The organism is Hallella multisaccharivorax DSM 17128, assembly GCF_000218235.1.
In the GTDB taxonomy this organism is placed as follows: domain Bacteria; phylum Bacteroidota; class Bacteroidia; order Bacteroidales; family Bacteroidaceae; genus Prevotella; species Prevotella multisaccharivorax.
In genome coordinates this window covers 202,496-216,904 of the sequence record NZ_GL945017.1, presented here as the reverse complement: position 1 = coordinate 216,904, position 14,409 = coordinate 202,496, and the positions used below count along the sequence as shown (strand labels likewise).

Genomic DNA, 14,409 nt, shown 5'->3' with positions numbered 1-14,409 from the left:
TTAGACCCTATGAAAAAAGTATCATGCTATTTACTGCTAATGTCGATTCTCTGTATACTGACGGTTCTCACTGCCTGCCATGGGAATGATGAGTCTGTACCTATTGGTATTCATAATGTTACCGATCCTGAGGCACAGCAGTTGTTGAATCAAGGTAAGATGACTATTGATCCTAAGGGTGGTGAAGTGAAGTTTGGCTTAAACGCCGAGGATGAATGGACCATCAACGATGAAGAATGCTCATGGTGTCATTTTAAGATTGAGCGAGATGCAAACTATGGCTTTGCTTTGGTAGTGGATGCAACAGAGAATGACACTGAGGACAAACGATACGCATCATTTCGGCTTCTTTGCAATGGTAAGCCGGTGTCTGTTACTATCGCTCAGGATTACATAAGATGTATCAAATTGGAATATGACAATTTTGACAATGTGCCTGCCGACGAGAGCGATGTATCTATCTGTTTCAACAGGTTACCGGCAAATGTAACATGGAAAATCACTGACGGTAACTCTATGGCAGGCCATATGGACTGGCTGACTGTTGATAAGGCCGGCTCAAGCCTGAAGAATAATGGTTTTGTAAAACTGCATATTGATAAGAATACTGGACTTGGACGTAAAGCTGCCATTACGTTCTCAGCAGATGATGCGGAAGATGTGACGGTAACCATTCTTCAGAGTGGCACATTGCACAGCAACCAGTATATCAATGTGGAACATCCTGGAACACTCTCTACCTTTCTTGGAGACAATGCATACGAATGGGCAAAGGTAGACACCCTAAGGCTTGGAGGGATGCTTGACGACAGAGACATGAAGGTGTTGAGAATGCTGCTTCACCCAATGGTTTCTTATAAAAGGGTTTCTTCTGACAGAGCTTATTACATAACTGTGACGGAGCAAGTCGCGCTGAATGTCAAGCATCTTGACATGAGTGACTGTGAAATCACCAGTGGCGGTGGCAACTATGATGGCCATGCCATTCATTGGATGGACGAGAATGATTATAAAGGAGAGATCAATACTCTTGGTAAAAACGCTTTTAATATTACCCGTTGCCCGTTGCAATCCATCATCCTTCCGAAGGCGCTGCACGAAATAGGTTCTTATGCCTTCCATTTGTTGGAGGGCATCCGGTCAATCACCATTCCCGTAAATGTGCGCGTACTCGATTCCTATGCATTATTCAACTGCCCGAATCTTGTAGAGATCATCATTCCAAAGGACTCGAAATTGGAGATCATCGGTTATAATGCACTGTTTACCGGAACCACGCTTGAAGATGTCTATTTCCCATCTACGGTTGAGGTGGTAGAAGATGCAGACCATTGTGTACTCGGCCATGTGACAGCCAAGCGCATCCATGTCAAATGGGCTACCCCTCCCGAATTGGAAAAATTCGGTGTTGCGAAGAAATGCACACTATATGTTCCGAAGGGGACGGCCGAGCTATATCGAAATGCCAAAGGATGGAATAGAGCTAAAGAGATAGTCGAAGAATAGAGTTCCTTTCTCTTGTCGCAAAGATCCACATAGTCTCATAAATGATATTTTGATGATGTGAGTCCTGATATTGTTTACGGAAGACCCTAAAGAAGTTACAAGCATAATGAAGAACTTATTAGCGTATTATAAAAGTCGTTCTTAATGATTTGCAGACAAAAGGTAGTGTCACTTTCGATTATTTGCCTCATCCTCTTCATGGAGATGATAAGGATTGCATGGAATGCCATGTCTTAGATGATTTTCGTCTCATGTGGATAGACAAGTCCAAGCCTATCATCAAGTTGTCCCAACGTGAATATCATTTCGAGTTGTATAGCAGCGGACGTAAGCGCTGATTAACTCTGTAGTTTTTTTTATATGGTTAACGATACTATTCTTTCCCGCCTTGCTGATCTTCGCGAGGTGCTGCGTCATGAAAAACTTGACGCTTTTATCTTTCCGTCTACCGATCCCCATCATTCGGAATATACGCCCGACCGTTGGAAGGGCAGAGAGTGGATAAGTGGTTTCAAAGGTTCAGCGGGCACCGCTGTGGTAACCATGGACTCCGCTGCCTTATGGACTGACAGTCGCTACTTTATTGCTGCCGAGAACCAGTTGGTGGGTACGTCTTTTCAGCTTATGCGTCAAAAGGTGAAGGGTACGCCTTCTATATCAGAATGGCTTGGCAAGGAGCTCAAGAACCGTAATGCACAAGTCGGCGTGGATGGAATGTGCAATAATTATAGTTCGGTAGAGACACTTACCCATGACTTGCGACGCCAGGGCGGCATAACGGTGCGCACAAACTTTGATCCACTCAATGAGATATGGGACGACCGTCCCGGCATACCTGACCATAAGATAGAGCTGCATTCATTAGAGTATGCAGGGGAAACTACACTATCCAAGATTGAGCGCGTGAGAGCGGCTCTTTGCGACATGGGTGCCGATGGCATGCTTGTGTCGGCGCTTGACGATATAGCGTGGTTGCTTAACCTGCGTGGATCCGACGTGCATTGTAATCCTGTCTTTGTGGCTTATCTGCTCATCAGCACCGACGAGGTGACACTGTTTGTCAACAATGAAAAGCTTACGGCTCAGGTGGAAACCTATCTCGACTCCCAAAACGTGAAGATTGCCCCCTACGGTAAGGTTGGCGAGGGACTGCGAAAATATTTTGAGTATAACATCCTTCTCGATCCGGAAGAGACGTCCTACACATTATATAATATTATCGCATCGTCAAACGACAACGCTTATGCTAAGGAAATCGTAAGACACTCTTCCCCTATTCCAGCTATGAAGGCGGTGAAGAATCAGGCGGAGATAGCGGGTTACCGCAGTGCTATGCTCAAAGATGGCATCGCACTCGTGAAATTCTTGCGGTGGCTCAAACCGGCAGTGGAAGCCGGCGGACAGACGGAGATGAGCATCGACCGCAAGCTTACTGCCTTGCGTGCTGAGCAGCCACTCTTCCGCGGCATCAGCTTTGATACTATTGCAGGATATAACGCCCATGGAGCCATAGTGCACTACGAGGCGACGCCTGAGACCAATGTAGCCCTGGAGCCCCACGGACTGTTGTTGCTCGACAGCGGTGCGCAGTATGAGGACGGCACTACGGACATCACGCGCACCATCGCCTTAGGACCAGTTACCGATGAGATGCGACGTGTCTACACACTGGTTCTCAAAGGCCATATCCAGTTGGAGCTCGCCAAGTTCCCTGATGGCGTCTCGGGCACGCAGCTCGACGCGCTGGCCCGCGAGGCACTCTGGCGCGAAGGGTTGAACTATCTTCATGGCACGGGCCACGGAGTCGGATCGTATCTCAATGTTCACGAAGGCCCTCACCAGATACGCATGGAGTATATGCCCACGCCGCTCAGAACAGACATGACCGTCACCGACGAGCCGGGCATCTATCTCGAGGGGCAGTTTGGTGTGCGCCACGAGAACACGCTACTTATCCAGCCCTACATGCAGACGGTCTTTGGCGACTTCCTGCAGATGGAGCCACTCACCCTCTGTCCCTTTGATGCCGCGCCGGTCATCAAGGAGCTGCTGCTGCCCGAGGAGCGCGCCTGGCTGAACAACTATCATCGCCACGTCTGTGACATGTTGGCTCCACATCTCGACGGAGAAGACCTGAAGTGGCTCCAGGAGGCAACGCGAGAGATCTGACTCGTACGCCATTGGTTACGGTCATCTGCCTCCTATCTTTTCCTCTATTTATCAAGGACATCGCCATTGCAGTGTATGGCTGATGCGATTACGCCGTAGAGGCAGTGCGATTACGGTGTAGAGGCAGTGCGATTACGGTGTAGAGGCAATGCGATTACGGTGTAGAGGCAATGCGATTACGGCGTAGAGGCGAAACGTCGAAAGTATGAAAATCAGAAGTTTTCGGTTGAAAAATGGCTAATTGTTTGGCCATCTGAAAAATAACCAGTAATTTTGCATCCGCTTCTCGTGGTGAGGGCGTATTATGCCCATACCGCGGAGCGCATGTCTAATTTAAATTTTTAAAACCAAAACAAAATGATTATTGTACCCGTAAAGGAAGGCGAGAACATCGAGAGAGCTCTCAAGAAGTTCAAGAGAAAGTTCGAAAAGACAGGTGTCATCAAGGAGCTTCGTGCCCGTCAGCAGTTTGACAAGCCATCTGTCAAGAAGCGTCTCAAGATGGAACACGCCGTTTACGTGCAGCACATGCGTGACGAGGAAGAGTAAAATCTTCTTAAAAAATTTGGTAGCATCAAATAATTTCCATAAATTCGCAATAGAAATCACCGAAGTGTCAGTAGGTGCTTAACTGTTGGATGAAATGGTCAACGATTTTCTCGATTATTTACGCTATGAGCGCCGGCGTTCGCCGAAGACCGTCGTGTCTTATGAGTGCTCAATCAGAGAGTTCGAGAATTTCTTTCGTCATCTTGACAGTGGGCTCGACTGGCCAACGGTCGACGAGGACATCGTCCGCGACTGGATGGAGCATCTCGTCGATGGTGGGATGGAAGCATCCAGTGTCGGTACGCGTTTCGCAGCCCTGCGCTCTCTCTTCCGCTTTGCTTTGGCAAGGCATTATGTAGAGCGCGACCCTACCTACCGATTAGAACCGCCAAAAGTGCGCAAGCGGTTGCCTGTGTTTCTCAAAGAGAGTGAGATGAACCGTCTGCTCGACGATCTGCCTTGGGGAGACAGCTTCGAGGAGGTCCGCGACAAGGCGATTATCACTATGTTTTATGAGACGGGTATCCGTGTGTCAGAACTGACGGGGCTTAACGATGTGGACATCGACAGCAACAATCACCAGCTGAAAGTGACCGGTAAAGGTAACAAGCAGCGGGTGGTGCCCTATGGTGATGAACTTGCGCAAACGCTCCGCCACTATATGGCAGTCAGAGACCGAGAGGTGCCCCGACATGCTGAAGCGGTGTTTGTCACGCCAAGAGGGGACCGCGTCACTACCGAGGAAGTGAGACGCCGCGTCAAGGCCAAGCTCTCGCTCGTGAGCACGCAGAAGAAGCTCTCGCCGCACGTGTTGCGGCATACCTTCGCCACAGCGATGCTCAACCACGGCGCGAGTATAGAAAGTGTGAGGAGACTGTTGGGGCACGCCAGCGCGTCGACCACGGAGGTGTACACACATACCACCTTCGAGCAGCTCCGCCGAGTGTATAAGAACGCCCATCCCCGGGCATGAGTTTAACCTTTAACAATGGTAACTATGGAAGTTAACATTAAGTCGATCCACTTCGACACTACCGAAAAGCTGCAGGCCTTCATAGAGAAGAAGGTCGCTAAGTTGGAGAAATCATTTGAAGATATTAAGAAAGTAGAGGTGCAATTAAAGGTTGTCAAGCCTGCTGCCGCGCTCAACAAGGAGACCAGTGTCACCGTTACGGTGCCCAACGGCAATCCTATCTATGTCGCCAAGACGTGCGACACCTTCGAGGAAGGTGTTGATCTGTGCGTAGACAGCTTGCGGGAGCAACTGACGAAATTCAAGGAAAAAATACGTAACCATTGAAAATTTCCTCAAAAAGTTTTGGAGATTGAAAAATAAATAGTACCTTTGCAGCCGTTTTACAACGAGTCAATTGTTCGGCCAGTAGGACGGCTGCATTGATACGCCTCTTTAGCTCAGTTGGCCAGAGCACGTGATTTGTAATCTCGGGGTCGTTGGTTCGAATCCGACAAGAGGCTCAGAGTAAAAAGACGGGTGGTTACCAGAGTGGCCAAATGGGGCAGACTGTAAATCTGCTGGCTCTTGCCTTCGGTGGTTCGAATCCATCACCACCCACGCTCGAAAGGGATATTGCGGAAATAGCTCAGTTGATAGAGCACTAGCCTTCCAAGCTGGGGGTCGCGGGTTTGAGCCCCGTTTTCCGCTCTCAAATGCTGTTATAGCTCAGTGGTAGAGCACTTCCTTGGTAAGGAAGAGGTCCTGAGTTCAAGTCTCAGTAACAGCTCTCTTTAGTTGCCGCCCTATAGCGGCGCGGAGGAATGCTAAACAGCTATCGATTAATTAAACAACAAATAAACAGTTAAACTATGGCAAAAGAGGTTTATGTGCGCACCAAACCGCATGTTAACATTGGTACCATCGGTCACGTGGACCATGGTAAGACCACTCTGACCGCTGCCATCTCGAAGGTGCTTCACGAGCGCCTCGGCACCGGTGAGGAAGTGAAGTCCTTCGATCAGATTGATAACGCTCCGGAGGAGAAGGAGCGTGGTATCACCATCAACACCGCCCACATTGAGTATGAGACCGCTAAGCGTCATTACGCTCACGTGGACTGTCCGGGTCACGCTGACTATGTGAAGAACATGGTTACGGGTGCCGCTCAGATGGATGGTGCTATCCTCGTTGTTGCCGCTACCGACGGTCCTATGCCTCAGACCCGTGAGCACGTGCTGCTCGCCCGTCAGGTGAATGTGCCCCGTATGGTCGTGTTCTTGAACAAGTGCGATGATCCTGAAGTCGACGATGAGATGATTGACCTCGTGAAGATGGACGTGCAGGATCTGCTTACCTCCTATGGATATGAGGAGGATACTCCTATCATCTGTGGTTCTGCTCTCGGTGCACTGAACGGTGTGAAGAAGTGGGAAGACAAGATCATGGAACTCATGGACGCTGTTGACAGTTGGATTCAGGAGCCTACCCGTGAGGTTGATAAGCCTTTCTTGATGCCTGTTGAGGACGTGTTCTCTATCACAGGTCGTGGTACAGTGGCTACTGGACGTATTGAGACCGGCCGTTGCAAGATCGGTGACGAGGTTCAGCTCCTTGGCCTTGGCGAGGACAAGAAGTCTGTCATCACAGGTGTTGAGATGTTCCGCAAGACTCTGCCCGAGGGCGAGGCCGGTGATAACGTTGGCCTGCTGCTCCGCGGTATCGACAAGGAAGAGGTGAAGCGTGGTATGGTAGTTGTGCACCCGGGTGCTATTACTCCTCACGATCACTTTAAGGCATCCATCTACGTGCTGAAGAAGGAAGAGGGTGGCCGTCACACTCCGTTCGGCAACCGCTATCGTCCTCAGTTCTATCTCCGCACTATGGACTGCACAGGTGAGATCACTCTTCCCGAAGGTGTAGACATGGTGATGCCTGGTGACAACGTAGAGATTGAGGTCCGTCTGATCTATAAGGTTGCCCTGAATGAGGGTCTTCGCTTCGCTATCCGTGAGGGAGGACGTACAGTAGGCTCTGGCCAGATCACCAAGATCCTTCCCGATGTAGCCGAGGAAGGATAACAAAATAGTTAGGAGTTAGAAGTTGGTAGTTGTAAGTTGTGGTATTTTATGTCACTCAGTTTAACTACTAACTTCTAACTTACGACTCCTAACTGTATACGGGTTTAGCTCAGTTGGTAGAGCACTGGTCTCCAAAACCAGGTGTCGGGAGTTCGAGCCTTCCAACCCGTGCTTAAAAGATTTACAATGAGTAAGATAGGCAATCTCTGTAATAGATTTGAAAATTATTGTATAGCTTGCTATGACGAGCTTGCACATAAGACAACATGGCCCACACCACATGAACTGACTCACAGCGCGGTGATTGTTTTAACAGCTTCCCTTGTCATCGCGGTTGTTGTTTTTGTGATGGATTTGGTGTTTAAGAATCTCATGGGTGTCATCTACCCTGGATAATCCTTTGATTGACAATGGCTGATTCTAATAAGAAGTGGTACGTGATGAGTGCCATCAGTGGTAAGGAAGCAAAACTTAAGGAATACATTGAGAACGAGATGAGACACAACCATGTCATCTCGGATCATGTGTCTCAAGTGATGATTCCAATGGAGAAGCATGCAGTCTCTCGCAATGGCAAAATCGTTGAGAAGGAAAGAATTTCCCTTCCCGGTTATGTGTTTGTTGAGGCTGAAATGACTCCGGATCTTGCTTCTACTTTAAGGTTCATGCCCAATTGTCTGGGATTCCTTGGTGGCTTGAGCCATCCCAGTCCGGTTCCTTTATCTCAGATCAACAGAATGTTGGGCGCTGCGGAAGAGTCCTCGAAGGAGATGACTTCCGATGTACCTTATATTCTGGATGAGACTATCAAAGTCATCGATGGCCCGTTCTCCGGATTTGAAGGTGTCATTGAGGACATCAATACTGAGAAACACACATTAAAGGTTATGGTTAAGATCTTCGGTCGTAACACGCCGTTAGAGCTTAGTTATGCGCAAGTAGAGAAAATCGCAGAGTAGTTGTTACGGGCTGCTCTCGGTTTATATTTTAATTATTTAGATTTAATAAAGAAATGGCTAAAGAAGTTGCTGGTTTAATCAAATTGCAGATTAAGGGCGGGGCAGCGAATCCTTCACCACCCGTTGGCCCTGCTCTGGGTTCCAAGGGTATTAATATTATGGGATTCTGCAAAGAGTTCAATGCCCGTACCCAGGACAAGGCTGGCAAGGTGTTGCCTGTAGTCATCACATATTACACTGACAAGTCTTTCAGCTTCATCATTAAGACTCCTTCTGCTGCTGTTCAGTTGAGGGAAGCCGCAAAGGTGAAGAGTGGCTCCGGTGAGCCCAACCGTAAGAAAGTCGCTACAGTGACTTGGGATCAGGTGAAGGCTATCGCCGAAGACAAGATGGCTGATCTGAACTGCTTCACGGTGGAGAGTGCGATGAGACTCGTTGCAGGTACTGCACGAAGCATGGGTATCAATGTTTCTGGGGAATTCCCTGAGAGTAAGTAACAACTTCAATTTGATTAAGTAAAATGAGTAAACTGACAAAGAATCAGAAATCAGTAGCTGATAAGGTTGAAGTAGGAAAGGCATACACTCTGAAGGAGGCTTCCGAGCTTGTTAAGGAAATTACCACGACAAAGTTCGATGCGTCGCTTGATATTGATGTGCGTCTTGGCGTGGATCCCCGAAAGGCTAACCAAATGGTCCGTGGCGTTGTGTCACTGCCTAACGGTACCGGTAAGGTGACTCGTGTGCTTGCTCTCTGCACGCCTGATCAGGAAGAGGCTGCTAAGGCAGCTGGTGCTGATTATGTTGGTCTCGACGAATATGTTGAGAAGATTAAGGGCGGCTGGACTGACGTTGATGTGATCATTACGATGCCTTCCTGCATGGGAAAGGTAGGTCCTTTAGGCCGTGTGCTTGGTCCCCGTGGTTTGATGCCTAACCCCAAGAGTGGCACGGTGACAATGGATGTCGCCAAGGCCGTGAAAGAGGTAAAGCAGGGTAAGATTGATTTTAAGGTAGACAAGGCTGGTATCATTCATACTTCTATCGGTAAGATCTCTATGACCGCTGATCAGATTTATGGCAATGCCAAGGAGTTCTTGAATACCGTAATCCGGCTTAAGCCCGCCGCTGCCAAGGGTACATACATTAAGAGTATCTTCCTTTCAAGTACGATGAGTAAGGGTATCAAGATTGATCCCAAATCTCTCGGCATTTAACTTTTAAAAGTTTGGTAAAATGAAGAAAGAACAAAAAGATACTATTATTGTAGAACTTGGTAAGAAGCTGACGGAATATCCTCACTTCTATCTTGTTGACGTCACTGGTATGGATGCAGAGGCTACATCCTCTTTCCGTCGTAAGTGCTTCAAGAGTGAGATTAAGATGGTTGTGGTGAAGAACAAGCTTCTTCATCAGGCATTCGAGAAGGCTGAGGTGGATTTCTCTGAGCTTTATGGAACTTTGAAGGGTAGCACTGCAGTGCTGTTCACTCAGACTGCAAATATTCCTGCTAAGCTTCTGAAGGATAAGGAGATTAAGGCAGCAGGTGTTCCTTCTCTGAAGGCTGCTTATGCCGAGGAAGGATTCTATGTAGGTGCTGACAAGCTTGAAGAGCTATCTGCTATTAAGAGCAAGGGCGAAGTTATTGCTGACATCGTTGCTCTGTTGCAGTCACCTGCGAAGAATGTCGTTTCTGCTCTGCAGTCAGGCGCTAACACCATTCATGGTGTGCTTAAGACTTTAGGCGAACGCGCTGAGTAAAGTCGATGCGTTGTATATACGCTCAAAACTATAAAGTCGAATCAATAAAAAACAAGAATAATTAAAAAAGAGAATAAAATGGCAGACGTAAAAGCTATTGCAGAAGAGTTGGTAAACCTTACTGTTAAGGAAGTTAATGAGTTGGCTCAGGTCCTCAAGGACGAGTATGGCATCGAGCCCGCAGCAGCAGCTGTAGCTGTTGCAGCAGGTCCCGCAGCAGGCGGTGAGGCTGCTGCCGAGGAGAAGTCAAGCTTTGACGTGGTTCTTACTGACGTTGGCGCTACCAAGCTCCAGGTCGTGAAGGCAGTCAAGGAAGCTTGTGGTCTTGGTCTGAAGGAAGCAAAGACCCTTGTTGAGGGTGCTCCTGCTACCATCAAGGAAGGTCTTTCCAAGGACGAGGCTGAGAATCTTAAGAAGGCCATCGAAGAGGCTGGTGCTAAGGTCGAGCTCAAGTAATTTGACTCTTTATCACATGGATGTTTCATTTACATGAACTTTCATGTTGCTTACTATTTTTTTATCAAAGGTTAGGATTCACTAAGTAAGTGAGTTCTAACCCTTTTGTATCTTTCTGAAGCTACTGCTTCATTGTCATATTGACAAAGGTAAATACCATTTATGTCACAAGTCGTTAACAATAGAATCAATTTCGCAAGCGTACCGAATCCGTATCCTTTTCCGGATTTCCTTGACGTGCAGTTGAAGTCGTTTCGTGATTTTCTTCAGCTCGATACGCCGCCTGAGGAGCGTAAAAACGATGGTTTGTATAAGGTGTTCTCTGAGAACTTCCCTATTACAGACACGCGTAATAACTTTGTGCTCGAGTTCCTCGACTACTATATAGACCCCCCACGATACTCTATCGATGAGTGCCTTGAGAGAGGCTTGACCTACAGCGTTCCCTTAAAGGCTAAGATGAAACTTTATTGCACGGACCCGGATCATGAGGATTTTGGCACTTTCATTCAGGATGTCTTCCTTGGTACGATTCCGTACATGACGGAGAATGGAACTTTTGTCATTAATGGAGCAGAGCGTGTCGTTGTTGCTCAATTGCATCGTTCGCCTGGTGTCTTTTTTGGTCAGGGTGTCCATGCTAACGGCACATCACTTTATAGTGCACGTATCATTCCTTTTAAAGGTTCTTGGATAGAGTTTGCGACAGACATTAATAATGTCATGTTCGCATACATCGATCGTAAGAAAAAGTTGCCGGTTACAACCCTTCTTCGGGCTATTGGTTATGAGAGTGACAAGGATATCTTACAGATTTTCGATCTTGCTGAGGAGTTGCAGGTCACTCAGAAGAACCGTCGTGCCCTCATTGGGAAGACGCTTGCAGCCCGTGTACTGAAGAGCTGGAATGAGGACTTCGTGGATGAGGATACGGGTGAGGTTGTTACCGTGCCGCGTAATGAGGTGATTCTTGAGCGTGAGACAGAGATTACCGAGGATAATATCGATGAGATATTTGACGCAGGTGTTAAGTCCGTACTTGTTCATAAGAATGAGGAAGCAGCCAGTCGTTATGAGATTATCTTTAATACACTTGCCAAAGATCCATCGAATAATGAAATAGAGGCCGTACGTTATATTTATCGTCAGCTTCGCAATGCGGATCCTGCTGATGATGCTTCTGCACGTGAGGTCTTCCAGAACCTTTTCTTCTCTGACAAGCGTTATGATTTAGGCGATGTTGGCCGATATCGTATCAACAAGAAACTTGGTCTCGATATTGATCCTGACGTCCGCGTGCTTACGAAGGAAGATATCATTGAGATTATTAAGTATCTCATTAAGTTGATCAACAGCAATGCTTCGGTTGATGATATTGACCACCTGAGCAACCGTCGTGTCCGCACGGTGGGTGAGCAGCTCGCCAATCAGTTCTCTATTGGTTTGGCCCGTATGAGTCGTACTATCAGGGAGCGCATGAATGTGCGTGACAATGAGGTCTTCACACCAACAGACCTTATCAATGCCAAAACCATTTCAAGTGTCATCAACTCGTTCTTTGGTACGAATCCGTTGAGTCAGTTCATGGATCAGACAAACCCGTTGGCTGAGGTAACGCATAAACGCCGCCTTTCAGCTCTGGGTCCTGGTGGCCTGTCCCGTGAGCGCGCGGGTTTTGAGGTCCGTGACGTTCACTATACTCATTACGGCCGTCTGTGTCCTATCGAGTCTCCTGAAGGTCCTAACATCGGTTTGATTTCTTCACTCTGTACCTATGCTTCCATCAATGAGCTTGGCTTCATCGCTACGCCATACCGTAAGGTGGAAGACGGCAAGGTGGACCTCGACAATAATAAAGTCATCTTCCTCACCGCTGAGGAGGAGGATGGCCAGCTCATTGCACAGGGCAATGCGCCTTTGAATGCTGATGGTACGTTTAAACGCGACTTCGTTCATTGTCGTCTTGCTGCCGATTTCCCTGTGGTTACGCCTGAGAGCGTGAGCCTGATGGATGTCTCTCCGCAGCAGATCGCTTCTGTCTCCGCAAGTCTGATTCCTTTCTTGGAGCATGATGACGGCCACCGTGCGTTGATGGGATGTAACATGATGCGTCAGGCTGTGCCTTTGCTTCATAATGATGCGCCTATCGTTGGTACTGGCCTTGAGAAGCAGGTTTGCGAGGATTCTCGCACGATGATTACTGCAGAAGGTGACGGTGTCATTGATTATGTGGATGCCACTACAATTCGCATTTTGTACGATCGTACAGAGGACGATGAGTTTGTGAGCTTTGAGCCTGCGCTCAAGGAATATCGTATTCCCAAGTTCCGCCGTACCAATCAGAATATGACGATTGACCTCCGTCCTATCTGTAACAAGGGGCAGCGTGTTAAAAAAGGTGATATCCTGACCGAAGGATATGCTACAGAGAATGGTGAGCTTGCTCTGGGTCGTAACCTTCTTGTGGCTTATATGCCGTGGAAGGGTTACAACTACGAGGATGCCGTGGTAATTTCCGAACGTATGGTTCGTGAGGATATATTAACATCTGTGCATGTTGATGAATATTCACTTGATGTTCGCGAAACGAAGCGTGGTATGGAGGTCTTTACCAATGATATTCCTAATGTAAGTGAGGAAGCCACGAAGGACCTTGACGACAACGGTGTGATCCGTGTCGGTGCACGTGTGGAACCGGGAGACATCATGATTGGCAAGATTTCGCCTAAAGGTGAGAGTGATCCGTCACCTGAGGAGAAGTTGCTCCGCGCTATCTTCGGTGACAAGGCTGGTGATGTGAAGGATTCTTCACTGAAAGCCAATCCTTCGCTGAGTGGTGTCGTTATCGACAAGAAACTCTTCTCTCGTGCTATCAAGACACGTGAGTCGAAGAAGCGCGACAAAGCCATCTTGCAGAAGGTCGATGAGGAATATGAGGCAAAGCAGGACGAGTTGAAGAATATGCTCGTCGACAAGCTCATGCAGCTTACAGAGGATAAAGTTTCTCAAGGCGTGAAAGACTATACTGGTGCTGAAATTATCACAAAGGGCAGCAAGTTCTCTGTAGCGGCACTCAAGAATCTTGAGTATGACGGTATTCAAAGTAATGACTGGACCGACGATGATCACACCAACGGTCTTATCCGTCGCCTTATTGTTAACTACATGCGTAAGGCAAAGCAGATGGATGCTGAGCTCAGCCGTCGCAAGTTTGCGATCACTATCGGTGACGATCTTCCTTCTGGCGTGCTTAAGATGGCAAAGGTTTACATTGCCAAGAAGCGTAAGATCCAAGTTGGTGATAAGCTTGCTGGCCGACATGGTAACAAGGGCATCGTGTCTAAGATTGTCCGCGCAGAGGATATGCCGTTCTTGGCCGATGGCCGTCCGGTAGACTTAGTGCTGAACCCCATGGGCGTGCCATCTCGTATGAACCTTGGACAGATATTCGAGGCTATCCTCGGAGCAGCCGGTAAGAAACTTGGCGTGCGTTTCGCTACACCTATCTTTGATGGCGCTAAGCTTGATGATCTTAAAGAGTGGACCGACAAGGCTGAGCTGCCCAATCTGTGTTCGACTACTGTCTATGACGGTGAGACGGGAGAGCCTTTCGACCAGAAGGCCACCGTGGGTATTACTTATTTCCTCAAGCTCGGCCACATGGTTGAGGATAAGATGCATGCTCGTTCTATTGGCCCGTACAGCTTGATTACCCAGCAGCCACTCGGTGGTAAGGCACAGTTCGGTGGACAGCGTTTCGGAGAGATGGAGGTTTGGGCTCTCGAAGGTTTCGGAGCCAGCCATGTCTTGCAGGAGATGCTTACTATCAAGAGTGATGACGTCAATGGTCGTTCAAAGGCTTACGAGGCTATCGTCAAAGGTGACCCGATGCCTGCTGCCGGTATTCCTGAATCACTGAATGTCCTGCTCCACGAGCTTCGTGGTCTTGGATTGAGCATGAAGATGGATTAAGGAAA

At 48.0% G+C, this 14,409-nt stretch carries 14 protein-coding genes and 5 tRNA genes; all 19 read left to right on the top strand.

All coding sequences use genetic code 11. The features are described from left to right. The first annotated feature begins 9 nt into the window (after positions 1-9). Complete coding sequence (locus PREMU_RS01390) at positions 10-1,506, top strand: leucine-rich repeat protein (RefSeq protein ID WP_007572547.1); 1,497 nt, start codon at positions 10-12, stop codon at positions 1,504-1,506. Between the two features lie 125 nt (positions 1,507-1,631). Beyond that, positions 1,632-1,844: a type II toxin-antitoxin system YafQ family toxin gene (locus PREMU_RS15925; RefSeq protein WP_083819193.1), complete on the top strand. Its 213-nt coding sequence runs from the start codon at positions 1,632-1,634 to the stop codon at positions 1,842-1,844. A gap of 22 nt (positions 1,845-1,866) precedes the next feature. After that, entirely contained in the window at positions 1,867-3,675 is a 1,809-nt protein-coding gene (locus PREMU_RS01385; protein WP_007572546.1) for an aminopeptidase P family protein, read from the top strand. Between the two features lie 357 nt (positions 3,676-4,032). Then, positions 4,033-4,224, top strand: a complete 192-nt coding sequence (rpsU, locus tag PREMU_RS01380; protein WP_007572545.1) for a 30S ribosomal protein S21 — start codon at positions 4,033-4,035, stop codon at positions 4,222-4,224. A 94-nt stretch (positions 4,225-4,318) separates the two neighbouring features. Further along, positions 4,319-5,197 carry a tyrosine-type recombinase/integrase gene (locus PREMU_RS01375; protein WP_007572543.1) on the top strand — a complete coding sequence of 293 codons (879 nt, stop codon included), beginning with the start codon at positions 4,319-4,321 and terminating at the stop codon, positions 5,195-5,197. A gap of 24 nt (positions 5,198-5,221) precedes the next feature. After that, complete coding sequence (gene hpf / locus PREMU_RS01370; protein ID WP_007572541.1) at positions 5,222-5,524, top strand: ribosome hibernation-promoting factor, HPF/YfiA family; 303 nt, start codon at positions 5,222-5,224, stop codon at positions 5,522-5,524. A gap of 102 nt (positions 5,525-5,626) precedes the next feature. Next, positions 5,627-5,700: transfer RNA gene (locus PREMU_RS01365), tRNA-Thr, on the top strand. 14 nt (positions 5,701-5,714) lie between these two features. Then, positions 5,715-5,797 (top strand) — tRNA-Tyr (locus PREMU_RS01360). 17 nt (positions 5,798-5,814) lie between these two features. Next, positions 5,815-5,887 (top strand) — tRNA-Gly (locus PREMU_RS01355). A gap of 7 nt (positions 5,888-5,894) precedes the next feature. Then, positions 5,895-5,966: transfer RNA gene (locus PREMU_RS01350), tRNA-Thr, on the top strand. Positions 5,967-6,048: 82 nt separating this feature from the next. Continuing rightward, positions 6,049-7,257 (top strand): elongation factor Tu, encoded by a 1,209-nt coding sequence (gene tuf / locus PREMU_RS01345; RefSeq protein ID WP_007572540.1) that lies wholly within the window; start codon positions 6,049-6,051, stop codon positions 7,255-7,257. 98 nt (positions 7,258-7,355) lie between these two features. Continuing rightward, positions 7,356-7,428, top strand: a tRNA-Trp gene (locus PREMU_RS01340). Between the two features lie 15 nt (positions 7,429-7,443). Further along, the gene (gene secE / locus PREMU_RS14405) at positions 7,444-7,653 is read left to right on the top strand and encodes a preprotein translocase subunit SecE (protein ID WP_007572539.1); all 210 of its coding nucleotides are present in this window, start codon (positions 7,444-7,446) and stop codon (positions 7,651-7,653) included. Between the two features lie 14 nt (positions 7,654-7,667). Further along, positions 7,668-8,216 (top strand): transcription termination/antitermination protein NusG, encoded by a 549-nt coding sequence (gene nusG / locus PREMU_RS01335; RefSeq protein WP_007572538.1) that lies wholly within the window; start codon positions 7,668-7,670, stop codon positions 8,214-8,216. A gap of 53 nt (positions 8,217-8,269) precedes the next feature. Then, the gene (gene rplK, locus PREMU_RS01330; RefSeq protein WP_007572537.1) at positions 8,270-8,713 is read left to right on the top strand and encodes a 50S ribosomal protein L11; all 444 of its coding nucleotides are present in this window, start codon (positions 8,270-8,272) and stop codon (positions 8,711-8,713) included. A 23-nt stretch (positions 8,714-8,736) separates the two neighbouring features. Then, positions 8,737-9,432: a 50S ribosomal protein L1 gene (rplA, locus tag PREMU_RS01325; RefSeq protein ID WP_007572536.1), complete on the top strand. Its 696-nt coding sequence runs from the start codon at positions 8,737-8,739 to the stop codon at positions 9,430-9,432. A 19-nt stretch (positions 9,433-9,451) separates the two neighbouring features. Then, positions 9,452-9,976 carry a 50S ribosomal protein L10 gene (gene rplJ, locus PREMU_RS01320; RefSeq protein ID WP_007572535.1) on the top strand — a complete coding sequence of 175 codons (525 nt, stop codon included), beginning with the start codon at positions 9,452-9,454 and terminating at the stop codon, positions 9,974-9,976. A gap of 78 nt (positions 9,977-10,054) precedes the next feature. Further along, positions 10,055-10,432: a 50S ribosomal protein L7/L12 gene (rplL, locus tag PREMU_RS01315; protein WP_007572534.1), complete on the top strand. Its 378-nt coding sequence runs from the start codon at positions 10,055-10,057 to the stop codon at positions 10,430-10,432. A gap of 162 nt (positions 10,433-10,594) precedes the next feature. Continuing rightward, entirely contained in the window at positions 10,595-14,404 is a 3,810-nt protein-coding gene (gene rpoB / locus PREMU_RS01310; protein WP_007572533.1) for a DNA-directed RNA polymerase subunit beta, read from the top strand. Positions 14,405-14,409: the final 5 nt, after the last annotated feature.